General features: G+C 66.2%; 19 protein-coding genes and 2 pseudogenes. 9 read left to right on the top strand and 12 right to left on the bottom strand.

Going from position 1 to position 20,839, the window contains the following annotated elements:
- Positions 1 to 34: 34 nt before the first annotated feature.
- Complete coding sequence (locus G6N15_RS22575; protein ID WP_083089053.1) at positions 35 to 1,627, bottom strand: Na+/H+ antiporter; 1,593 nt, start codon at positions 1,625 to 1,627, stop codon at positions 35 to 37.
- A gap of 77 nt (positions 1,628 to 1,704) precedes the next feature.
- On the opposite strand from G6N15_RS22575, the gene G6N15_RS22570 reads away from it, so the two are divergent.
- From G6N15_RS22570 to G6N15_RS22550, 6 genes and pseudogenes are all read left to right on the top strand, one after another.
- Positions 1,705 to 2,388 (top strand): TetR/AcrR family transcriptional regulator, encoded by a 684-nt coding sequence (locus G6N15_RS22570; RefSeq protein WP_083089054.1) that lies wholly within the window; start codon positions 1,705 to 1,707, stop codon positions 2,386 to 2,388.
- Between the two features lie 13 nt (positions 2,389 to 2,401).
- Positions 2,402 to 2,656 (top strand): annotated as a pseudogene (locus G6N15_RS23875) (cytochrome P450); the annotation flags it as partial.
- Positions 2,657 to 2,658: 2 nt separating this feature from the next.
- Positions 2,659 to 3,411, top strand: a pseudogene (locus tag G6N15_RS22565) (cytochrome P450); the annotation flags it as partial.
- Complete coding sequence (locus G6N15_RS22560) at positions 3,411 to 4,205, top strand: SDR family oxidoreductase (protein ID WP_139797945.1); 795 nt, start codon at positions 3,411 to 3,413, stop codon at positions 4,203 to 4,205. The pseudogene G6N15_RS22565 and the gene G6N15_RS22560, both read left to right, overlap by 1 nt.
- A gap of 4 nt (positions 4,206 to 4,209) precedes the next feature.
- Positions 4,210 to 5,427 carry a M24 family metallopeptidase gene (locus G6N15_RS22555; RefSeq protein ID WP_232070310.1) on the top strand — a complete coding sequence of 406 codons (1,218 nt, stop codon included), beginning with the start codon at positions 4,210 to 4,212 and terminating at the stop codon, positions 5,425 to 5,427.
- Entirely contained in the window at positions 5,417 to 6,580 is a 1,164-nt protein-coding gene (locus G6N15_RS22550; protein WP_083089043.1) for a M24 family metallopeptidase, read from the top strand. Before G6N15_RS22555 ends, G6N15_RS22550 begins: the two co-directional genes overlap by 11 nt.
- Here the strand turns inward: G6N15_RS22550 and G6N15_RS22545 are convergent.
- The 5 genes from G6N15_RS22545 to G6N15_RS22525 form a co-directional block, all read right to left on the bottom strand.
- Positions 6,540 to 7,304 (bottom strand): SDR family NAD(P)-dependent oxidoreductase, encoded by a 765-nt coding sequence (locus G6N15_RS22545; RefSeq protein WP_083089042.1) that lies wholly within the window; start codon positions 7,302 to 7,304, stop codon positions 6,540 to 6,542. The two genes, G6N15_RS22550 and G6N15_RS22545, sit on opposite strands and share 41 nt — an antisense overlap.
- Positions 7,301 to 9,682: a CaiB/BaiF CoA transferase family protein gene (locus G6N15_RS22540; RefSeq protein ID WP_083089041.1), complete on the bottom strand. Its 2,382-nt coding sequence runs from the start codon at positions 9,680 to 9,682 to the stop codon at positions 7,301 to 7,303. The genes G6N15_RS22545 and G6N15_RS22540 overlap by 4 nt, the downstream gene beginning before the upstream one ends.
- Before the next feature lie 10 nt (positions 9,683 to 9,692).
- Entirely contained in the window at positions 9,693 to 10,664 is a 972-nt protein-coding gene (locus G6N15_RS22535; protein ID WP_083089040.1) for an enoyl-CoA hydratase/isomerase family protein, read from the bottom strand.
- A gap of 49 nt (positions 10,665 to 10,713) precedes the next feature.
- Positions 10,714 to 11,916, bottom strand: a complete 1,203-nt coding sequence (locus tag G6N15_RS22530; protein WP_083089039.1) for a cytochrome P450 — start codon at positions 11,914 to 11,916, stop codon at positions 10,714 to 10,716.
- 103 nt (positions 11,917 to 12,019) lie between these two features.
- Positions 12,020 to 13,282 (bottom strand): cytochrome P450, encoded by a 1,263-nt coding sequence (locus G6N15_RS22525; RefSeq protein WP_083089038.1) that lies wholly within the window; start codon positions 13,280 to 13,282, stop codon positions 12,020 to 12,022.
- Between the two features lie 163 nt (positions 13,283 to 13,445).
- Between G6N15_RS22525 and G6N15_RS22520 the strand changes: the two genes are divergently transcribed.
- Positions 13,446 to 13,898 (top strand): VOC family protein, encoded by a 453-nt coding sequence (locus G6N15_RS22520; RefSeq protein WP_083089037.1) that lies wholly within the window; start codon positions 13,446 to 13,448, stop codon positions 13,896 to 13,898.
- Here the strand turns inward: G6N15_RS22520 and G6N15_RS22515 are convergent.
- The 3 genes from G6N15_RS22515 to G6N15_RS22505 form a co-directional block, all read right to left on the bottom strand.
- Entirely contained in the window at positions 13,895 to 15,724 is a 1,830-nt protein-coding gene (locus tag G6N15_RS22515) for a serine/threonine-protein kinase PknD (RefSeq protein WP_083089036.1), read from the bottom strand. The genes G6N15_RS22520 and G6N15_RS22515 overlap by 4 nt on opposite strands.
- A 95-nt stretch (positions 15,725 to 15,819) precedes the next feature.
- On the bottom strand, positions 15,820 to 16,335 hold the full coding sequence (locus tag G6N15_RS22510; protein ID WP_083089035.1) for a hypothetical protein: 516 nt from the start codon (positions 16,333 to 16,335) through the stop codon (positions 15,820 to 15,822).
- Positions 16,336 to 16,420: 85 nt separating this feature from the next.
- Complete coding sequence (locus G6N15_RS22505; protein ID WP_179961847.1) at positions 16,421 to 17,188, bottom strand: cutinase family protein; 768 nt, start codon at positions 17,186 to 17,188, stop codon at positions 16,421 to 16,423.
- A gap of 511 nt (positions 17,189 to 17,699) precedes the next feature.
- On the opposite strand from G6N15_RS22505, the gene G6N15_RS22500 reads away from it, so the two are divergent.
- On the top strand, positions 17,700 to 18,161 hold the full coding sequence (locus G6N15_RS22500; RefSeq protein ID WP_163748226.1) for a hypothetical protein: 462 nt from the start codon (positions 17,700 to 17,702) through the stop codon (positions 18,159 to 18,161).
- A gap of 154 nt (positions 18,162 to 18,315) precedes the next feature.
- On the top strand, positions 18,316 to 18,603 hold the full coding sequence (locus G6N15_RS22495) for a hypothetical protein (protein WP_179961765.1): 288 nt from the start codon (positions 18,316 to 18,318) through the stop codon (positions 18,601 to 18,603).
- Between the two features lie 73 nt (positions 18,604 to 18,676).
- Here the strand turns inward: G6N15_RS22495 and G6N15_RS22490 are convergent, their stop codons facing one another.
- The 3 genes from G6N15_RS22490 to G6N15_RS22480 form a co-directional block, all read right to left on the bottom strand.
- Positions 18,677 to 19,960 (bottom strand): cytochrome P450, encoded by a 1,284-nt coding sequence (locus tag G6N15_RS22490; protein ID WP_083089034.1) that lies wholly within the window; start codon positions 19,958 to 19,960, stop codon positions 18,677 to 18,679.
- Positions 19,961 to 20,045: 85 nt separating this feature from the next.
- Positions 20,046 to 20,264, bottom strand: a complete 219-nt coding sequence (locus tag G6N15_RS22485) for a hypothetical protein (protein WP_083089033.1) — start codon at positions 20,262 to 20,264, stop codon at positions 20,046 to 20,048.
- Positions 20,265 to 20,310: 46 nt separating this feature from the next.
- Positions 20,311 to 20,724, bottom strand: coding sequence for an MmpS family transport accessory protein (locus G6N15_RS22480; protein ID WP_139797942.1), 414 nt, complete (start codon positions 20,722 to 20,724; stop codon positions 20,311 to 20,313).
- Positions 20,725 to 20,839 lie beyond the last annotated feature (115 nt).

Genomic DNA, 20,839 nt, shown 5'->3' with positions numbered 1-20,839 from the left:
GCGTGAGCAGCCTGCGCTTGTGACCGGCCGGCCGCTAATCGGCGTCGGCGGGGTCGAGCAGCTGCACCTCTTCGAGGTCCATCTCCGCTTGCAGCTCGCGCAGCACGATGTCGTCGATGCGGTTTTGGTCGCGCAGCTCGGTGACGGCCCGGCGCCGGTGGGCAAGCACTGCGAGGCGTACCCGCCGAATCAGATCGTTGCGCTCGGCGGCGTGGTTGGGCGCCGAGCCGTCGGCGTCGGCCATGACCAGCGCGGCCTGCTCTTCGTACTCTTTTTGCAGACGCCTCAGCAGTTCCGGGCTCGCCCCGAGTTCACCGGCGACGCGCGGCAACGCTTCCAACGCTGCTTCGGCGCTGCGCGTGCGCGCCAGTTGCAATTCGTCTGCGTGCCTGGCGTCTTCGGGCATCCGCGCCCACCGCACAACCAGAGGCAAGGTGCTTCCCTGCACCAACACGGTCACCAGGATCACAGCCGACACGACGAAGATGATCAGGCTGCGGTCGGGGAATGGGGCGCCGCTGCGAGTGGTCAGCGGGACGGCCAAGGCAGCGGCAAGCGACACCGCGCCGCGGAATCCCGCCCAGCTGGAGACGGTGCGCTGGCGCCAGTCGACGCGGCGAGCGCGCTGCACCGCGCGGCGGTCCACAGCCCGGATCAACACGGTGGTGATTTCCATCCAGGCGAACCGGGTCGCGATGACGACCCCGGTGACCGCCAGGGCCAGCAACGCGGCGCGGCGAAGGCCGCCGTCGACCCCGGAGATCCCCCGCACAGCCCCCGGTATTTGCACGCCGACGAACACCCACAGCGAGCCGTTGATCAGAAACGTCGACATGTCCCAGAAGGCGAATGACTGCAAACGAGAGCGAGCGCGGATCACCCGTGGCCCGACATAGGTGAGCACGAGGGCGGCCACCAATACGGCGACGACACCACTGCAGCGAATGCTCTGCGCCAGCAGGAACGCCGCGAACGGGGTCAGGATGCTCAGGGCTCCCTCTTCCAGGGGCGCGTCGAGTCGCCGGCGCAACAGTGTCACCGCCCAGCCGACCAGCAGGCCCGCGCCGATACCGCCGAGGTAGGAGCCGACGAAACGACCGACCAGGGCAGCCGGGCCGATCGCGGGGGCACCGGTGGCGACCGCGACGGTGACCGCGAACAGAACGAGCGCGGTGCCGTCGTTGATGATGCTCTCGGCGCGCAGCACCGTCAGCGGCCGTCGCGGCAACCGCTTGGCCAACCCCGCGACGGCGGCAGCGTCGGTCGGGGAGAGCACAGCGCCCAGGACCGACGCCGCGTGTGACTCCATGCCCATCGCCCGCGCCGTCCACGACACCGCGACCGCGGTGGCAACCACCAGGCCGACGCTGATCAGCACGATGACACGCAGGTTCGCGCGGAGCTCGCGAAAGCTGGTGTTCATGCTCTCCCAGTAGAGGATCGCCGGCAGGAACAGCAGCAGCACGAGTTCCCCGTCGAGGTGGGTCCGGCCGAAGCGCGGGATCAGCCCCAGCAGCGCGCCCAGCAGGATGAGCAAAACCGGCGGACCGACTCGATAGCGCTTGCCGAGAACCGTTCCCACGATCACCGTGGCAACCAGCGCAACGACTACGACGAGCCCGAACACCAGCACATCCTGTCGTACCGGCTCGAGCGACATCCCGGCGCCCGTTAAATAAATTGCTTGATTTAATCGGCGACGCGGTGTTCACTGAGGCGGTGACCGCAGCCCGGGTCTTGCGCAACGACAGGTCGGCGGGCACCCGCGAGGCGATCTTGTCCGCGGCCGAGCGGCTGTTCGCCGAGCGGGGCATGTACGCGGTGTCCAACCGCCAGATCAGTGAAGCGGCGGGGCAGGGCAACAACGCCGCCGCCTGCTACCACTTCGGCACCAGGACGGACCTACTGCGCGCCATCGAAAGCAAGCACCGGGTTCCGATCGAGGAACTGCGGGCGCGGATGCTCGCCGAGGTCGGGGACTCGACCGACTTGCGCGACTGGGTGGGCTGCCTGGTACGCCCCCTCACCGACCACTTGGCTGCGCTCGGCAATCCCAGCTGGTATGCGCGCTTCGCCGCGCAGGCGATGGCCGATCCCGCCTACCGGGAGGTGGTGACCAAGGATGCGTTGTCGTCGCCGCAGCTGGTGCAGACACTGCACGGAATCAACCGGTGCCTTCCCGACCTGACGAAGCGGGTGCGCTTCGAGCGGATGGTGATGGCCCGCAATCTGCTGATGCACACGTGCGCCGAACACGAAGGCGGCCTGGCCGAGCACGGCGTCCGGTCACGGGCGCCCTGGCCGCTGGCGGCCGAAGGACTCATCGATGCGATCGCCGGGCTGTGGCAGGCACCGGTGCGCGGCATCGCAGTGCGACGAGACGAATAACGCAAGGAGCGCCATGTCCGAAACCCTGACCGACAGCGCGGGCGGGCCGGTAGCAAGCATCCCCGACTTTCCGATGACGCGCGCCGCGGAGTGCCCGTTGGCGCCGCCGCCGAAAGCATTGGCGCTCAACGCGTCCCGCCAGTTGAGCCGGGTGCGGATCTGGGACGGCAGCACACCGTGGTTGATCACCGGATACGAAGCGATCCGCGCGTTGTTTTCCGACGCACGCGCCAGCGTCGACGACCGCCTGCCCGGCTATCCGCACTGGTGATCAGCCAACTCTTGGGCGTGCCGTACGAAGACGCGGAGTTCATCCAGGAGATGGCACACAAGGGCATGGGCCGCTACGCCACCGCCGAGGACACCGCCAAAGGTGCTGCGGCGCTGACGAAATACCTGGCCAAGCTGATTCGCGCCAAGATGGACGATCCCACCGAAGACTTGGTGTCCGATCTGGCCGAGCGGGTGAAAGCCGACGAGATCAGCGTGCGCGAGGCCGCCCAGCTGGGCACCGGCGTGTTGATCGCCGGGCATGAGACCACCGCCAACATGATCGGCCTGGGCATCCTTGCGCTGCTGCAACATCCGGATCAGGCGGCGTTTCTGCGCGACACCGACGATCCGAAGGTGATCGCCACCGCGGTGGAAGAACTGATGCGGTATCTGAGCATCATCCAGACGGGTCAGCGTCGGATCGCCGTCGAGGACATCGAGGTGGCCGGCGAGACGATCCGCGCGGGCGAGGGGATCATCCTCGACGTCGCGCCCGCCAACTAGGACAGCCGGCAGTTCCCGAACCCGGATCGGCTGGACTTGACCCGCGACGACGGCCCGCATGTCGGGTTCGGCTACGGCCGCCATCAGTGTGTTGGACAACAGCTGGCGCGCATGGAGTTACAGATCGTGCTGCACACCGTGTTGCGGCGCATCCCGACGATGCGGCTGGCCGTGAGGATCGAGCAGATCCCGTTCAAACACGACAGCCTGGCCTACGGCGTCTACGACTGGCCGGTTACCTGGTGATGGAGCTGTCGGTGCCGGATTTGTCCGGCAGGCTGGCGGTGGTCACCGGAGCCAACAGCGGGCTGGGGTTCGGTTTGGCGCGACGGCTGGCCGGCGCTGGTGTCGACGTGGCCGCGGAGGGTCGGCCGATCGACATCCTGATCAACAACGCCGGCGTGATGACCCCGCCGAGGCGTCAGCAGACCGTCGACGGGTTCGAGTTGCAGTTCGGCACCAACCATCTCGGGCATTTCGCGTTGACGGGTCATCTCTTGCCGCTGCTTCGCGCGGCGCCTGCGGCGCGGGTGGTGAGCGTCAGCAGCATCGCCGCCCAGCAGCGGGGCCTGAACTTCGAGGACGTCAACGCAGAGCGCGGGTATAAACCGATGCGGTGCTACGGGATCGCGAAGCTGGCGCAGCTGATGTTCGCGGTCGAGCTGGACCGGCGTAGCCGTGAGTGCGGCTGGGGGCTGATGTCCAGCGCGGCCCATCCAGGATTGGCCAAGACCAACCTGCTCAGCGGTGCGTCGTACGGGTTGGCCAAGCCCACGCTGCAGGCGCGGCTGACCCAATTGACGTGGCGGGTGTTGCCGTTCATGTGGCTCGACGTCGACGAGGGCGTCAAACCCACCCTGTATGCCGCCGCGTCACCCGACGCGCGTGGTGGCGTCTACTATGGCCCGCGCGGCTTCTACGAAACCGCCGGGGGAGGCGTTGGGTTCGCCAAGGTTCCCTCGCTGGCGCGCAGCGACTCCGACAGGCAAGCCCTGTGGCGGCTCTCCGAAAAACTCACCGGCGTCAGCTACCCGGACTGAGATGATGTCTGCTGTGTCAGCCACCATCGAAATCCCGGACGAGCCCGACCACGCCCACATGTACCGCGAAGTCAGCGCCCGGCTGCGCTCGGCCATGGCCGAGCGCGGTGTCGATGCGCTGATCCTGCTGATGAACAACAACGTGGTGTACGCGACAGGCGCCAGCTGGCCGCTGCTCGACGCGGGCCTGTCTCACGTGGAACGCCCGGTGGCGATCGTGCTGTCCGACGGCGAGCACCCACATCTGTTCATGCCGTTTCGGGCGGGAGCTGCCCCGCACCTGCCGGCCGACCATGTCCATGGGCCGCTGTACCTCGAATCCGACGAGGGGGTCGAGCTTTTCGGTAACGTACTCGCCGACGTGGTCCCGTCGGGCGCGACGCTGGCAGTCGACGAGATGACGTGCGCGATGCTGCGAGCGGCGGACCGGCTGTTTCCGGCCGGTCCACCCGCCGAGGCCGCGGCGGTGGTCGACGCCGCGATGCTCGTCAAGACCCCGGACCAGATCGCCTGTATCCGACGGGCCTCCCGGATCACCGAAGAAGCTGCCGCCGAGACCCAGCAGGCGTTGACGCCCGGCGTGCGCCAAATCGATTTGTCGGCTCGCTTCGTGCGGAAGTCGTTCGAACTCGGCGCCACCGCGAATATTTTGGACGCGATCTGGCAGGTGATGCCGGGCAGCCGCGCCGAGGGGGTGTGGACCACTCACGGCGATCTCGCGTTGCCGCTGCTGACGTCCGAGCGCGAACTCGCGAAAGGAGATGTGCTGTGGACCGACATCAGCATCACCTACGCCGGGTACTGTTCGGACTTCGGTCGCACCTGGCTGGTCGGCGAAAAGCCCAACGCCCGTCAGCAGGAACAGTTTCACAAGTGGCGGGCGATCCGGGATGCGGTGCTCAGCGTGACGAAAGCCGGTGTCACGTCGGGTGATCTCGCGCGGGCGGCGATCGCCGCGAACGGTGGCTCAAAGCCGTGGCTGCCGCATTTTTACCTGGCCCACGGCATCGGCACCTATCCGGCCGAAACACCTATGATCGGAACGGATTTGGGGGATGAGTTCGACGACAACTTCGTCTTCCCGTCCGGCATGGTGCTGGTGCTGGAGCCGGTGGTGTGGGAGGACGGCACCGGCGGCTACCGAAGCGAGGAGATCGTGGTGATCACCGAGGACGGCTGGCTAGCGTTGACCGACTATCCGTATTCGCCTTATGGCGACTGAGATTCAGCCCGACGACCGCGCGCTGCGTTACGCGCGGCGAGAGCGGGCACTGGCCCAGATGGCGGCGCACGACCTCGACATCCTCGTCCTGGGTCGCCAGGCCAACGTGCGATACGTCAGCGGCGCACCGCAACTGTGGATCGCCGGTACGCGACCGTTCGGCCCGATCTGTGTCGTGGTGCGCGCCACCGGCGAGATCCACCTCAATAGCACCGCCGACGAGGGCATCCCGGAGGAGATCGACCACGATCACCTGTACGGCCTGGCGTGGAATCCCATGACGCTCATCGCCGTGCTGCAAAACATCGACGGCGCATCGACCGCCCGTCGAGTCGGAGTCGACGCGCTTTCACCCACTTTCGCCGAGCTGCTGCCCGTCGCGTTTCCGAATGCGCAACTCGTCGACGGCGAATCGGCGATGCAGGCGGCGCGGCGGATCAAGACGCCCGAGGAGCTGGCGGCGATGGGCACTGCACTGCGAGTCGCCGAAAACGGCATCGCCGCAGCGGTGGCCGAGTTGCAGCCCGGCACGACGGTGAAAACGTTGGCGGGTGCGGTGCTGGAGGCGATGGCCGCCGGCGGGGTGAGCACGCCGGCCACCCAGGACGCCGCGTGGGTGACGTCGCGAGATGACCCGGGCCGACGCGGCGGCGAGGGCCGCGTGCGAGCGGGTGATTTGGTGGTGTTCGCCGCCGGCGCGCTGGCGGACGGCTATGTCGGCGAGGCGGCCCGGACCTGGCCGGTGGGAGGCGCCGACAACCCCGCGATCCGGGAGCTGTATCAGCGCTGTAATGGGTTGTGCGACGAGCTTGTTGCAGCCTGCCGGCCCGGTGCTGCGGTGGGTGATCTGTTGGCCGCCTATGACGCTGCCGGGGAACCGGTACCGCCGATGCCGGTGGCCTATGGGCTGGGGCTGGGTTTCGATCCGCCCGTGGTTACGCCAGTGTTGTCGCGCAGCGCGGGGCAGGAACGCCTTGACGCCGGAATGGTGCTGGCCCTCACCGGTTATGTCTGGCAGGAGGGTGTCGGGGCGGTGCTCACCCGCGACGCCGTTCACATCACTGACGACGGCCCGACGGTGCTGACCTCGAGTCCCTCGTGGAAGCCGTCGGCTACCACGTCTGTTCGGCCGCCCGGACCAGCATCTGGTTGACCGCGACTCGACAGTCGCGGGTGACCATGTAGATGACTGCGTCGGCGATGTCCTCGGGTTGCAGTTTGACCATGTTCGCGGTCCGCCGGTTGAAGTCCTCTTGCGCACGCGGGGACAGATGCTCGCTGATCTCGGTGTCGACAGTGCCGGGACCGATAACCCCGACCCGCACGCGGTGCCCGACCAGCTCTTGACGAATGCCTTCGCTGAATGCGTTGAGCCCGAATTTGGTGAGCGAGTAGACGGCGGTGCCGGGTCTGGCCACCCACCCCGCGGTCGAGCTGATCATGACCAAGTCGGCGACTCCGCGCGGCGAATTCCCGGCCGCCTCGATCAGATGCGGTAAAGCGGCGCGCGTGACGTACAAGACGCCTCGGATGTTGACGGCGACGAGGTCGTCCCAATCTCGCAGCGGCGCATCGGCGGCGGCGCCCATCCGCATCAGCCCCGCGTTGTTCACCACGGTGTCGAGCCGCCCGAACTCGGCGACAGCGCGGCTTACCGCGGCGGCAACCTGGTCGGCGTCGGTGACGTCGGCAGGCAGCGCCAGCGCTGTACCGCCGCGCGCTTCGACGGCGGCTTGTAGCTCACGCAGGCGATCGGCCCGCCGCGCCAACACCGCCACGGCCGCGCCGTGGGCGGCCAGCGCCTGCGCGGTGGCCGTGCCGATACCACTGCTGGCCCCGGTCACCAGCGCAGCCGTGCCGGCAAGTACCGTGCTCATGTCGGCTGCACCGATCGGCCGGATCCGGCTGTAGCCGAAAGGATTTCGTTCAGCACGTAGTCGTTGTGCTCACCCAGATCCGGGGCGCCGCGGATGATCTGCGCCGACGCGCGAGCCGTCCGCCACGGCGGGCCGAGTACGGGCCGTTGTCCTTCGCGGTGATCGCTGACGAACCGGTAGAACTCGCGCTCCCACAGCAGCGGGTCGCTGATCACGTCGATCGCTGTCGCGCTTTTGCTCGCCGCGACGCCACCGCAGCGCAGCCGTTGCGTGAGCTGCTCGGCGCCGTGCCCTGCGGTGAGCCGGCCGATGTCGTCATCCAGCGCATCCTCGTTGCGCTGCCGGTCGGCCGTCGTCAGGTAACGACCGTCGTCGGCGAGCCCGGGAGCGTCGAGCAGGTCGCACAACCGCCGCCATTCCGCATCGTCGGCGACCGCGATGCTGATCCAGTCGTCACCGGAGCATGGGTAGCAGCCGTGGGGCGCCATGTTCGGATGGCGGTTGCCGTCCGGCTCGAGTTCTCGTCCGGTCACGCTGTATTCGAGCAGACGGTCGCCGATCATCGACGACAGCACGTCAACGGCTGACACGTCGACGAATTGACCCTCGCCGGTCAGGTCGCGATGCAGCAGTGCCACCACGGCCGCGAATGCGGCGGCCGCACCGACCGTCGAGTCGCCGTAACGCATGCTCGCACCCAGCGGGGGGCCGCCACGGTAGCCCACCAGAGACGCGAGCCCGGCTAGCGCGGCGAAGCACGGTGCGTAACCGGTCTGGTAGCCCAGTGGGCCGTCATTGCCCCACATTTTGATCGACACCGAGATGATGTCGGGTTTGACGGCGGCGAGCTGGTCGTAGCCCAGGCCCAGGCGCTCCATTGCTTGGGGTCGCAGGTTGTTGACGACGATGTCGCTGCGCGCGATCAGTTCACGCAAACTCCTCAGCCCCGCTTGGGATTTCAGGCCGAGGTCCACACTGAGGATCTCGGGGTTGAGGCTCAGGAAATACGGGGCGTGGTTGATGTCGGTGCCGCCGTAGGCGCGCATCTCCTCGGGGCTGGCAGCGGTTTCGACTTTGATCACCTCGGCACCGAGGAACGCCAGCAACTTACCGGCGTACGGACCCGCCCACACTTTGGTGAGCTCGACGACCCGGATGCCGTCCAGCGGGCCGCCGCGCGACCTGGTCGGCGGTTGCACCGGCTCGAACCTCACCTGCGGCGGCTGCCGGGGTGTGTCGAGGCTCCCCAGGACGGTGGACGTGTGCTGCCCCAGAGACGGTGCGGCAGAAGCAATCTGCGCTGGTGACGTGCTCAGCCGGTATCCCACGGTGGGGTAGCGCGCCGTGCCGAGCACCGGGTGCGTCACCTCGGTGAAGAAGCCGCGGTGGCGGTACTGCGGCGAGCGCAGCAGATCTGCGGCGCCGTTGACCGGTACCAGCGGCACTCCCAGCCTCTGCGCCTCGTCGGCGGTGGCTTCTCTCGGCAAATCGCGTACCCATGCCGCGAATCCACGCTGGAACGCCGCCACCCTGTCCGCGGTGACCGAAAACTCCAGCCAGTCGTCGGCGAAGTCGTCCAGCCAGCGCGGATGGCCCATGAGTTTCTTGACGGCGGCCCAGTGGGCGCGGCTGGTCATGTACAGGTAGACGAACCCGTCGGCGCAGGCGAAAAACGATGCCGGGCCTTGCTGGTCGTAATCGTCGCGGGTGTTCTGCGGCGTGATCTCGCCGGTGATGAACCGGCCGAGGATGCAGTCGGCGCGCGACGCCAGCACCGCCTGTGCTGAGACGTCGATGAACTCGCCCTGCGCGGTGTGTAGACGCCGAAACAGCGCCGCCGCCACGCAAAGCGCAGCGTCGAGGCCAGCCTCATAGTCGGGTAGAAAGCGGCCGGGACCCTTCAGCGGGGGTTTGGCCGGGTCGGCATGGCTGGGGGTGTGGTATCCCCAGCCGCTGCTGTGAAAGACGTTGAGGCTCTTGGCGTTGTGAAACTCCGGCGGTGCGCCCTGCCCGTAGGGCGTGATCGAGCAGAACACCACCGCAGGGTGCCGGCGCGCAAGTTCCGTCAAAACCGAGGCCGAGGCGTGGTCGTCGATCACCGCATCCGCCCCTGCCACGAGCGTCCCAAGGGCCTCAACATCCGAAGTGGCGTCAAGCTCGACAGAACGCTTGTTGGTGTTGAGGTACGCGAACAGCACGCTGCGCTCGCACCGCTCGCCGTTCCCCACCAGTGGGGCCATGCCCCGGGTGGGGCTGCCACGCCCCGGGCGCTCGATCTTGATCACGTCGGCGCCGAAGTCGGCGAGTAGCTTGCCGCAGTATTCGCCGGCCACCGATTCGGCCAGCTCGACGATTCTGATCCCGGTCAGTGCCGACATCGATCCGCGGTCAGGGCTTGGCGCGTCCCGAGCGGCTGAGCCGCCACTCGGGCGGGAAGTTCGTATCGTTGTCCTTCACAACGTTGTTCAGGCCCTTGCCGAACGTGCCTTCGGTCAGGTCGACCTCGTTGTCGCGGTCGTTTTGGATCATCGGCAGCATGCCTTCAACCAGACCGGTGAGCAGGCTGCCGAAGTACTCGCCCTTGTGCTGCTTGTAGAGCTCCAGGAATGTCTTCTGCACCGCGACGGTGTCGGTGGGCCGGGACCGCGAACACGCCATCGCGTATTTCAGGGTCTCCTCCTCGAGCTTCTCGCGTGGGACGACACTGTTGACGAAGCCGCACTCGTACATCTCCTTGGCCGTGAAAGGCCGCCCGGTGAAGAGCATTTCGGAGAACTTGCGCAAGCCCATGGTCTCCGCCCACCACCACAGCCGGGGGCCCCAACCCACGTAGCGGAAGGCGGGGTGGCCGAACAGGGCATCGTCGGAGGAGACGACGAGGTCGGCGTCGCCGGCCTGGTAGAAGTGCCAGCCGTAGCAGTAGCCTTTGGCCTCGATAATGCTGATTTTGCGCAGTTCTTGAAGTGGCCGGTTGCCGGCGCGGGCCTTCGCATAGAAGTCGGTGACCGTCGACAGGTAACGGTATGAGCCGCCCGGCGGGTACTTGACGTCGTCGTCGTTGATGGCGAGCTCATGCAGCAGCGGCATGCCGGGGTTTTCCAGCATGCCGCGTTGTTCGGGCAGATCGCCCCCGCTTCCGAAATCCTCGCCCTCGCCGCGGATCACGACAACCTTGACCTCGTCGTCGACGTTGCATTTATGGATCAGGTCCGCATAGTTCTGCCGCATACCTAAGGTGGTGGCGTTCTGCGCGTCCGGACGGTCGAAAGTGATATACGCGATCCGGTTCTTGACGTCCTTTTCGAACTTGATGAACGGCTCGGCGTCTTTCTTCATTTGGACGTAGTCGTATTCAGGCATCGGTGATCTCCCGTCTGTGTTTGTTGTCTATTTGAGTAAGCTTCGGTTCTCATGCCACTACAGCTGGCATCGACTCCCAACCCCGCACTGTCGACGTCGGGCTCAGGTGCGCGTTGGTCAGATCGACCTCCCAGTCGGGGAAGCGTGTGAGGATCTCTTCCAGGGCAATTCGGCCTTCGAGGCGCGCGAGTGCCGCACCGAGGCAGAAGTGCGCGCCCACGCTGAAGGCCAGATGCGGGCGCGGCTGGCGGTGGATGTCGAATTGCTCTGCAGAAGGGCCGAATTGGCGGTGGTCGCGGCAGGCTGCCCCGATGAGCATCATCATCGCGCTGCCTTGCGGCACTGTGTGGTCATAGAAGGCGATGTCGCGTGTCACGTACCGGGCGGTGTGCGGTGCGGGCGGCTCGTAGCGCAGCAGCTCTTCGACGGCTTGGGGGATGAGCGCGGGATTCTCGGTTAATTCGCGTCGCTGGTCGGGGTACTCGGCGAGAACCTTTCCCGCCCAACCGATCAGCCGAGTAGTGGTCTCGTTACCGGCGCCGGCAACGACGTTGAGGTACACGAGCAGTTCCTCCCGGGTCAGCCGCCGCGTCGTACCGGTCTCGTCGACGAACTCGACGTTGAGCAGTTCGGTCATGATGTCGTCAGAAGGGTGCTCTGCTCGCCAATCGACGTACGCGGCAAAGATTTTCCCGGTGGCCAAGCCGCGTTCGGCTGCGTTCATCGGCTTGCCCGCTTCGGTGCGTAACTGGGCGTTGCTGTGGTCGCGGATGAATTCCTGGTCGTCCTCCGGGATGCCGAGCAGCATGCTGATGACCTTCATCGGCATCTGCGCGCCGAGATCGGCGACGAAGTCGAAGCGTCCCGTCCCGATCAGCGGGTCCAGCGCTTGAGCACAGAATTCGCGGATCTTGGGTTCGAGCGCTTCGACTTTGCGTGGGGTGAACATGCGCGCCAGTAGCTTGCGGTGCACGTCGTGGACCGGCGGGTCCTCCATGATCAACATGCCCGGCGGGACTTGTAGGTTCGCCTTGATCAGCTCCAGGATGATGCCGCGAGCCGAGCTGAACGTCGCGTGGTCGACCAGGGCCTTGTTGACATCGGCGAATCTGCTCAGCGCATAGAAGTCGTAGTCGGCGTTGTAGTACAGCGGCGCCTCGTCGCGCAGCCGCCGGAATGTCGGGTAGGGATCGGCGTTGAGTGCCACGTCGTACGGGTCGTAGTAGACGTCGCTGCCGAGCTCGACCGTCACGAACTCCCTCCCGCATCCGGGCCCCGAGGTGTACTCCGCCAGTCTGTCAGCGTCTGACGGAATTCGGGCAGTTTGTACTCTGCGCTTAAAGAATCTGGTTCTCCTAACGCGCCGTGGCGCGCGGAGTGAAGGTGACCGGCAGCCTGCCCAGCCCGGTCATGCTCGGGTTGCCCAGGTACTCGTAGACCCCGTCGACCTCGACCCGGTAGTCGGGGATCCGGTCGAGCACCGCCTTGACCATCACTTCGAACATGACACGCGCCAGATGAGATCCGATGCATCGATGCGGGCCGAGCCCGAATGCCACGTGGCGGTTGGGCGAACGATCCAACACGATGTCCTCGGGGCGCTCGAACTCGTGCTCGTCGTGGTTGGCGCCCAGCCAGCTGATGACGACCCGGTCGTTGCGGCGAAGCTGTTGGCCCGCGAGCGCCACGTCGCGGGTCACCGTGCGGCTCAGTTGCTGATTGACCGAGAAGTAGCGCAGAAACTCGTCTGTGGCGGTGCGGTAGAGCCCCGGGTTGTCGATCAGTTGTTGCCGCAGATCCGGGTGGGTGCCGAGGTGCAGCAGGCTCAGCGCGGTCAGCGACGTCGTGGTGTCGACTCCGCCGCCGATGAGATTCCACAGGATATCGAGAACCTGCGCGTCGTCGAGACGGTTGCCGTCGAATTCGAATCGAACGAGGAAGCTGGTCAGATCGTCGCGCGGCTCGGCTCGCCGGGTCGCTGCGAACTCCAGCAGCCCGTCCATCATTGCCGGGACTTCGGCGACCGCTTTGGCGTACTCGTCGCTGTCTTGGGGAGCCGCCATCACCGAGTGAAAGAGGTTGGCATACAGCTGCCAGTTGTCGTGGGGCAGGCCCATCAGCCTCATGGTCAAGATGGCTGGAACCGGGCTCGCGTAGTCAAGCACGAGGTCCATGTGTCCGTCGCCGATCCGTTGATCGAGGAACCCGTGCGCCGACTGCTCCATGAACGGCCGCATCTTGTCGACGGCTCCCGGGGAGAAGAACGGGGCAAGTGCTCGCCGTAGCGCCTGGTGATAGGGGCCGTCGACTTCGCCGATGCCCAGGGCCCGTTGACCTTCGGGACGTGGCACGCCCATTTCGCCTTGGTAGTCGATACCGTCGGCGGCGTTCGGCTCGTATTTGTGGGCGAACGTGTCGCCGTCTCGGGCGATGTGCGCCACCGCGTCGTAGCTGGTGACGAACCAGAATCCGCCATAGTTCTTGTTCCAGGCCACAGGGCAGCGGCGGCGTAGTTCGGCGTTGATCGTCAGCTCGTTGAGGTTGAACTCGTCGGAGTGATGATCGAAATCGACAACCACACCGGGGTCGACGTCGGTTCGCTCAGAACCTGTGGTCATCGAAAAGCCCTTCAGCGCAGGGAAACCGACGAAATCCCGCCCGGTATGCTGCTTCGCCGCTAACCTCGAAGTCTATTACGCTATCTTTGCGATTTTGCGGTTTCCGTGGGCCGATAGCAGCCGGTCGGGCCGTCAGCACGCAAGTCGGTAACGAAAGGCCGGAATGACCAGTCACCGAACGGTTTTCAATCACGTCGGATTGTGTGTGGCGGACCGCGAGCGCTCGCGCCGTTTCTACGAGGGTCTGTTCGGCTTTCAGTTCTGGTGGGAAGTCGACCCGCCCGACGACGCCACCGGCCGGTTGCTGCAGGTGGACAAGCCGCTTTCAGTGCATGCGACCTACCTGGTTCGCGACGGCTTTGTGCTCGAACTCATCGACTATTCGCAACGCCAGGTGCACGCTGGGCCGCAGCGCGTGATGGACGAAGTGGGGTTGACCCATATCTCGCTGTCGGTGTCCGATCTCGCCGCCGTGCTGCAGTTGGTCGACGAGTTCGGGGGATCGGTGATCGACGAGACGGTGTCCGAGCAATCGGCGATGATCCGTGACCCGGATGGCCAACTGATCGAACTGCTCCCGGACTCGTGGCTGGCGGTGCTGCCGCCGCGTCCTTAGCGCGGTTGTTGCCGCAACGCCACGACCTTGTTGTTGTGGCCTGCGACGTAGACGGTGCCCATGTTGTCGACCGCCAGGCCCCACGGATAGTCCAAGCCGACAAAGGGCAGTTTGACTTGCGCGGTCGAACCGACGGGAATCTTGAGCGCACGATTGTTGGCGCTGTCGGTGACGTACACGGCGCCCTGGCCGTCCACCGTCACACCGCCGGGTTCGCTGAGGCCGTCGAACGGCACCACGGATTGGATGCTCGAGCCTTGAGGCAGCGCCAGGACGCGATTGTTGCCACCGTCGGCGACGTAGATGGTTCCGCTGCTGTTGACCACCACACCGGTCGGATTGCTCAAGCCAGCGAAAGGCAGCTGGCTTTGCCTGTTAGAGCCGGAGGGAAGCGCCACGACCCGATTCTTCGCGGTGTCGGTGACGTAGACCGTTCGGCTGCTGTCCACCGTGACACCCGTCGGGTTGCCGAGATCGCTGAAGGGCAGTTCGATTTGCTTTGTGGATCCGGCCGGAAGCACCACCACTCTCTTGTTGCCGGAGTCGGTGACGTAGACGGTGCCGCTGTTGTCGGCCGTCACTCCGGTCGGATTTTTCAGCCCGTCGAAAGGCAGGACCGCAGGGCTGGTCGAGCCGGCGGGCAACGACAGGATCCGATCGTTGAGGGTGTCGGCAACATAGACCGTGCCGCCGTTGTCCACCGTCACACCGTCGGGGTTACTCAGACCGGTGAAAGGCAGTGTGGTCTGGTTGGATTGGGCGGATTCTTCGCTGGCATGGCGCATTGTGGCCACGCCGACGCCCACAGTCACAGCGACGATGAGCAGGGTGGCGGCCGAGATCGCGACGGTCTTGCGGCGCCACCACGGCTGCGACGGTGATGGCGGCTTTCCGGGCGGGCGTCGAGCCGGGGGTTTTTTGGCTGGAACCGGGATCGGTTTGGGCCGCTGTGGCGGTGGCGGTTGGTCGGATCGTGGGGCCTGCGTGCGAAGCGGCCCGTGCTGGTAACTGCTCGGCGTGGCGAGCGCGTCGCGGGCGGCGCGCGCCAACTCGACAGCGCTGGGGTAGCGCTCGGCCGGATTTTTGGCCATGCCTTTGGCGATGACCATGTCGAAGCCGGTGGGCAGCGCCGGAGCGGTGATCGACGGCCGCGGCGGTGGGTTCATCAGATGGCCGGTGAGCTGTTGCTCCATGCTGTCCCCGGGGAACGGATACTGGCCGGTCAAGCACTGGTACAGCACGCAGGCCAGCGCGTAGATGTCTGAGCGGGCATCGACTTGCCCCGTGCTGAACCTTTCCGGGGCCATGTAGTGGAAGGTGCCGATCACGCCGCCGGCCGTTGTCAGCGCCATTTCGCCGGCGGCGCGCGCGATTCCGAAGTCGATCAGATACGCGAAGTCATCTTCGTCGAGCAAAACGTTGGAAGGCTTGACATCCCGGTGTACCAGCCCCACCCGGTGTGCGGCATGCAACGCCTTGGCCACCTGTTCGATGATGTGCACCGCCCGAGCCGGCTGCAGCGGGCCGGCCTCGAGCACGCTCTGCGGGTCGCGACCCTCGATCAGCCGCATGTCGACGAACAAGTGCCCTTGTATTTCGCCGTGGGTGTGGATCGGTATGACGTGCGGGCTGCTGAGCCGCGTGGCCGCGTGGGCTTCGCGGCGGAACCGCTGTTGGAAAATCTCGTCTTGGGAGATTTCCGGAGGAAGGATCTTGATCGCGACCACCCGGTCGATCACGGTGTCGTATGCGCGCCATACTTCGCCCATGCCGCCGCGGCCGAGCAACTCGATCAGCCGGTACTTTCCGAACGAAGTTCCCTGCAACGAGCCCTCCCACAGCGACCTGCCAGCAACTTGGCAGCAGCAGCACCCTAACCCGCGACGTTTCACCGTCGCAGGCATTTGAATGCCCAACGGCATCAGCGACGCGCCGACCCCGCTAACTGTCGGCCATCGGCAGCCTGCAGCAGACAGATCACCGTGCTGGGGGCGGGATTGGCGGCCGTTCGGTCCTGGTTCGAATCGATGAGGTACGTCATGGTGAATGGGCTGTCGGTGATCGATTGCCCGGTATATCCGGAAAATCCCGCCGTGCACTGTTGATTGGCGACGTTGGCGAAGCCCGGATCGTCGGCCATCGGTTCGCGAAGGTAAACCTCGGCGTGATGCGGGGTAGCACAGTCGACGATCGTCACGGTCAACACGTCTGGATCAGTCGGGGCAGGGTCGGCAAGGCAATCGCCGACCTTCAGGTCAATCCACTTCGCCCGGCGCGGTTCTCGGGTAGCGGATGGGTTGGCTGTCGTCGCGGTGGTTGTCGAGGTTCGGCTCGACGGACGCTGGGCGGCGTCGGGCGGGTGCGTTGCGCATGCCGGCAGCAATCCAACTGCGGTCAGCGACGCCCACACCATGATGTGACGGCATCGAATCCGCATCGCGTCCTCCGGTCGCTTAGCGGGCCGGTGTAAGCAAACCGCTGCGGCAGGGGACGATTCGCCGGACTGAAGCGGTTGCGCCCGTTTAGGCAGCAGGCGCCTGGTCGCCTTCGGCTGGCGGAGGCGGTGCGGGGGCTGGTTCAGCCGGTGGTTGCGGTTGCGTGCCGAACGACTGTGGCGGCGCGCTGTTGGCCGGACCTGCGCCCAAGCGACTGGCGGCAAAAGCAGCGCCCTTGTCAACCACGCTGGCGTCGTCGGCGTAGGTGTCGTGCGCGGCGAAGTTCAGCCCGTCGGAGCAAACCGGGTCCTCGGGAGCGCACACCTTGATGGTCTTGGCCTGGTATGCCGGGCCGATCACGACCGGCGGCTGCCCCAGGAAGTTCATGGCCCGCACATTCGGCATTCCGAAGAGCACGACGGCGGCGACGTGGTCAGCGATGTCGGGTGACAGCGGTTTCGGTACGGTCGTCGGATCGACGCCTTCCGGCACTGCAGCGGAGGTGACGAAGCCCATCACCGCCGCGCCTTGGGAATAACCGCCCAGCACCATCTTCGTCTGCGGGCAGCTCCCTGCTGTGGAAACCACGTGGGCGCCCGCGTCGCGAATACCGTCGAGTCCTGACGTGGCCCAGTCGTCGCTGGCGGGGTAGTTGACCGGGTACACATCCACCGACCTTCCGCCCACGCGCGAGCGCAGGGAGTCGACGAACGCCTGTCCCGTGGGCCCGACGCCGGGCGGCTCACCGGTGCCGCGGGCGAACACTACTTGGACGTCGGGGCAGGATGCCGCGGACGCGGATGGAACCAAAGTGTCCGGCACTGCCCAAATCGATAGCACGACAACAACAAGCAATCTGGCGGCGAGACGTAGGTTCACGGTCTCAAGGCTGACATATCCCGCGGCGACTGGGGAGTCGTATTCGCCACATGTCGCCCGATTTCGGTGGGCAGACGGCCGCGAGATGCCCGCCGGTTGCCTGGGCAGCAGATCAGCACTGCGAATGCGCTTGTCGGACAGGACCACCGGTATCGGTTCACCGCGATTTGAAACCACGACACCTCGTCCACGCCGGCGAACCGGCGAGCTGCATTTCGACGACGTCGCAGGCCATGGCTTAAAAGCCACGCGTTTGCTGGCATTGACGCTCCGTGTGGTCGTCGCAGATCGTTGTCGGCCGCCGTCATGCTCGATGCCGAACGCGTGGACCGGCTTTCGTGTACCGGGACAGTGGGCGCCCTCGGCGGTCGCCCGTTGCCAAGGGGTTACGGAATAGGAAAGAAGCTGCGCCGCTAACTCTTCAGGTTGGTTTCAGATTCGCTTCCTACGTTCGGGGCCGCAAAGAGCCGCAGATATGGAGGGCGCGATGGCCGACGAGCAACGACTAGAAGGCACACCTGACTCGACCGGCGAACACCCGCGCCGCGTTGTTGAGTCTCGACCGACAGCTCCTGCCGATCAGACCGTGACCTTGCCGCCGGCGCCTACACCATCGATCGTGCGACGCCATCCCGTCGGCGTGGCAGTTGGCACGGGCGTGGCCGGGCTGATCGCCGGGGCGATCTTGACCGCCACCTTGCTTCCTGTGTGGTGGATGCTGTTTGCCGGCCCGCCGCCGCCCGCTCCGTTCGACATGGCACCACCGCCGCCGCCCGGATGGGTGATGCCGCCGGGCGCGTGGGGCGCCCCGCCGCCACCGCCCGGACCGGCTTTCGCGCCACCGCCGGGGAATTGGCCGTTGCCGCGACCCGGCGCCGCGGCGCCCGCACCACCGCCGGAGGCACCCCAGCCCGCGCCGGCTACCTCGCCGGCGTCCCCGCAGCGGTGATCCCATCCGCAGCGGAGAGGACGATCACATCACTTCTGGCCGGGCCCACCAGCGCGCTTCGCGCCGAGGCCCGGCACGGCCACCGCCGCTCGCGGTATCCGTGTCGTGCCGCCGGTAACCAAACCGACTACCACGCAGGAGAAAGGCGTCAAGTATGAAAATCAAACAGGCAATAGCGGGTTCATTGCTCGCGGGTGCCCTTGGCATGGCCGCAGCGGGCTTCGGTGTCGCTGTGGCGAATGCGGACCCACCTCCGCCGCCGCCGGGGCCGGGTCAGCCCGGGCCGCCGCCGCCCGGGCCGGGTGGTCTATTTGCGCCGCCACCGCCACCGCCGGCGCCCCCACCGCCGGCACCGGGTGGTCCGTTCGGGCCGCCGCCACCGCCGGCGCCGCCACCGCCTGCACCGCCGCCGCCTGCACCGCCACCGCCGCCCGGGTTTTGATGACCGTGGTGCGGTAAGCCCACCGCTGTCAGTCGGCCATCGTCGACGTCATTGCGCGCAACAGCAAGCCACTTCAGCTCGGCGGTGTCCAGGCGACGGGCAGCGTCTTGATGCCGTGGATGAACGGCGAGAGCAGACGCGCCGGTTCCTCGGTCGCGACGATGTCCGGTATCTCGCGGTGCAGCTCGTCGAACATGACGCTGATTTCGCGGCGCGCCAGGTTGGCGCCCAGGCAGAAATGTGCACCGCCACCGCCGAAGCCGACGTGCGGGTTCGGGTCGCGCGTCACGTCGAAGGTCCACGGGTCGGCGAACTTCGACTCGTCGCGGTTGGCCGAGCAGTACCACAGCGTGACTTTGTCGCCGGCCGCCATCGGCACACCGCGCAATTCGATGTTGTGAGTCAGCGTGCGCCGCATGTAGATCACCGGCGAGGCCCATCGAACGATCTCCTCGACCGCCGAATGCGTCAAACCGTCGAAGTCGGCCCACCACTTCGCCTTTTCTTCGGGATAGCGGGTCAGCGCCAGCACCCCGTGGCTGATCGCGTTGCGGGTCGTCTCGTTGCCGGCCACCGTCAGCAGGATAAAGAACGACGCGATCTCGGCCGACGTCAACCGCTCGCCGTCGACCTCGGCCTGCACCAGGCTCGTTGTCAGGTCGTCGCGCGGGTTGACTCGGCGGTCTTCGGCGAGCGCGGTGGCGTACGCGCCGATCTCCAACGACACCGTGGTGAACTCTTCGAAATCGGTTGCCAGATCCGGGTCGCCGAAACCGAGAATCACGTTGGTCCAGTGGAAGATTCGCTGATGGTCCTCCTCGGGGATGCCCATCATGTCGCAGATCACCTGCAACGGCAGCGGCCCGGCCAGCTCACCGACCACCTCGCCTTTGCCGTCGGGGTGGTTGGCGATCAGCGACTCGACGAGTCGGTGCGCCCGCTCGCGTACCGATGCTTCGGTGCGCGCCACCACTTTGGGCGTGAAGGCTCTGCTGACAATCGAGCGCAGCCGCTGGTGCCGCGGGTCGTCCAGCGCGATCATCGAGCCGAAGAATTCGGCGACTTCCGGCGGCTGGTCGTTGATCGTGATGTTGGGATACGAGCTGAAAGTCTCCGGATGCCGGCTGGCATAGAACACGTCGTCGAACTTGGTCAGCGCCCAATGCCCGGCGCCTTCTTCGAATCCGGGCTGGACCGGTTCGCCCCAAAACGAGATCGGCGCCTCACGTCGCAGCGTGGCGAACGCTCCGTCGCGAACGTCGTCGTCATACGCCCAGAATTCCCATGAGCTCAGGTCGATGTCGGCGAGCGGCACCTCAGGCGGCGCCGTGCCGTTGATTCGAGTCGCAATACCGATGGCGACTGCCCTCCGTCGATGAGGAAATTACTGTCGCGAGCCTAACCGCCATTGTCGGATGTCGGAGGCGAAGGCAGTCGACCGTTCAGTCGAAGTCCGGTCCGATGGAGCGGTCCAGCGGCTCGCCGGGCCGGTGGTTGGGCTCGGCTGCGATGCGGGTCCAGACAGCAGGAGGATAGTAGTCGGACCAGCGGCCCGGTTCGGCGTAGTGAACACCGAGGACGCCCCCGCTGAGGAACTCGTATACGTCGCTGTCGCCACGGTCCGCGGGGTCGTCGTCGCGAAGCCACACTTTGAAAGCCATATCCGCGAGTATGGCCTGGCGGCGCGCCCGCGCCTAGCAGAGGAGGCTAGTGCGAACAGGCGGCTCTGGCCGGCGCGCCCGTGGCTGTCATGGTGCTCACCACTGTGCCGTTGATCGAGATGGTGCAGGTCATCGACCCAGGGCCTTGTGCGCTGAGTACATACACTCGACCGATCGGTGCGCGGAACTGCTTCGTCCAGGGCAAGGGCACATTCGGTTCGTACTGCTGGTGGGACTCGATCGCGTAGGTGACGTATTCGGCCGCACCCGGGCTGCCGCTGACTTGGTAGCGGATCGTTTCGTCGCTCGGTGGGGAAAGCGGGCGATCCGCTGCGGCACCGCCGGCAGTGCCTCCGCCGACGGCCGCGACGGCTGAGAACGCGACGGCTATCCCGAACACGATGGAGGCCCCAGTGCGACGCTTGCTCCACGGCCCCTGTGGTGACGGTGGACTGGTCATAGTGGTGTTACATCGTGGCACGAGGCGCCGCCGTATCTGCGTGTTTTCGCAAAGTAAGCTCGCATGGCCGTCCCGGCCGAGGAGACGACGGCAAGCTGAATGTTCGCGAAACCGG

The organism is Mycobacterium noviomagense (assembly GCF_010731635.1).
GTDB lineage: Bacteria > Actinomycetota > Actinomycetes > Mycobacteriales > Mycobacteriaceae > Mycobacterium > Mycobacterium noviomagense.
The sequence above is the reverse complement of the archived record's forward strand: the minus strand, read 5'-3'. Positions and strand labels throughout refer to the sequence as shown.

Excerpts from the sequence above, each read along its gene's own strand:
- G6N15_RS22520 (WP_083089037.1), top strand. The coding sequence starts at position 13,446 with ATGACCAGTCACCGAACGGTTTTCAATCACGTCGGATTGTGTGTGGCG.
- G6N15_RS22555 (WP_232070310.1), top strand. The coding sequence starts at position 4,210 with ATGTCTGCTGTGTCAGCCACCATCGAAATCCCGGACGAGCCCGACCAC.
- G6N15_RS22525 (WP_083089038.1), bottom strand. The coding sequence starts at position 13,282 with ATGACCACAGGTTCTGAGCGAACCGACGTCGACCCCGGTGTGGTTGTC.
- G6N15_RS22510 (WP_083089035.1), bottom strand. The coding sequence starts at position 16,335 with ATGCGGATTCGATGCCGTCACATCATGGTGTGGGCGTCGCTGACCGCA.
- G6N15_RS22540 (WP_083089041.1), bottom strand. The coding sequence starts at position 9,682 with ATGTCGGCACTGACCGGGATCAGAATCGTCGAGCTGGCCGAATCGGTG.
- G6N15_RS22485 (WP_083089033.1), bottom strand. The coding sequence starts at position 20,264 with ATGGCTTTCAAAGTGTGGCTTCGCGACGACGACCCCGCGGACCGTGGC.
- G6N15_RS22535 (WP_083089040.1), bottom strand. The coding sequence starts at position 10,664 with ATGCCTGAATACGACTACGTCCAAATGAAGAAAGACGCCGAGCCGTTC.
- G6N15_RS22560 (WP_139797945.1), top strand. The coding sequence starts at position 3,411 with ATGGAGCTGTCGGTGCCGGATTTGTCCGGCAGGCTGGCGGTGGTCACC.
- G6N15_RS22545 (WP_083089042.1), bottom strand. The coding sequence starts at position 7,304 with ATGAGCACGGTACTTGCCGGCACGGCTGCGCTGGTGACCGGGGCCAGC.
- G6N15_RS22480 (WP_139797942.1), bottom strand. The coding sequence starts at position 20,724 with ATGACCAGTCCACCGTCACCACAGGGGCCGTGGAGCAAGCGTCGCACT.
- G6N15_RS22500 (WP_163748226.1), top strand. The coding sequence starts at position 17,700 with ATGGCCGACGAGCAACGACTAGAAGGCACACCTGACTCGACCGGCGAA.
- G6N15_RS22495 (WP_179961765.1), top strand. The coding sequence starts at position 18,316 with ATGAAAATCAAACAGGCAATAGCGGGTTCATTGCTCGCGGGTGCCCTT.
- G6N15_RS22550 (WP_083089043.1), top strand. The coding sequence starts at position 5,417 with ATGGCGACTGAGATTCAGCCCGACGACCGCGCGCTGCGTTACGCGCGG.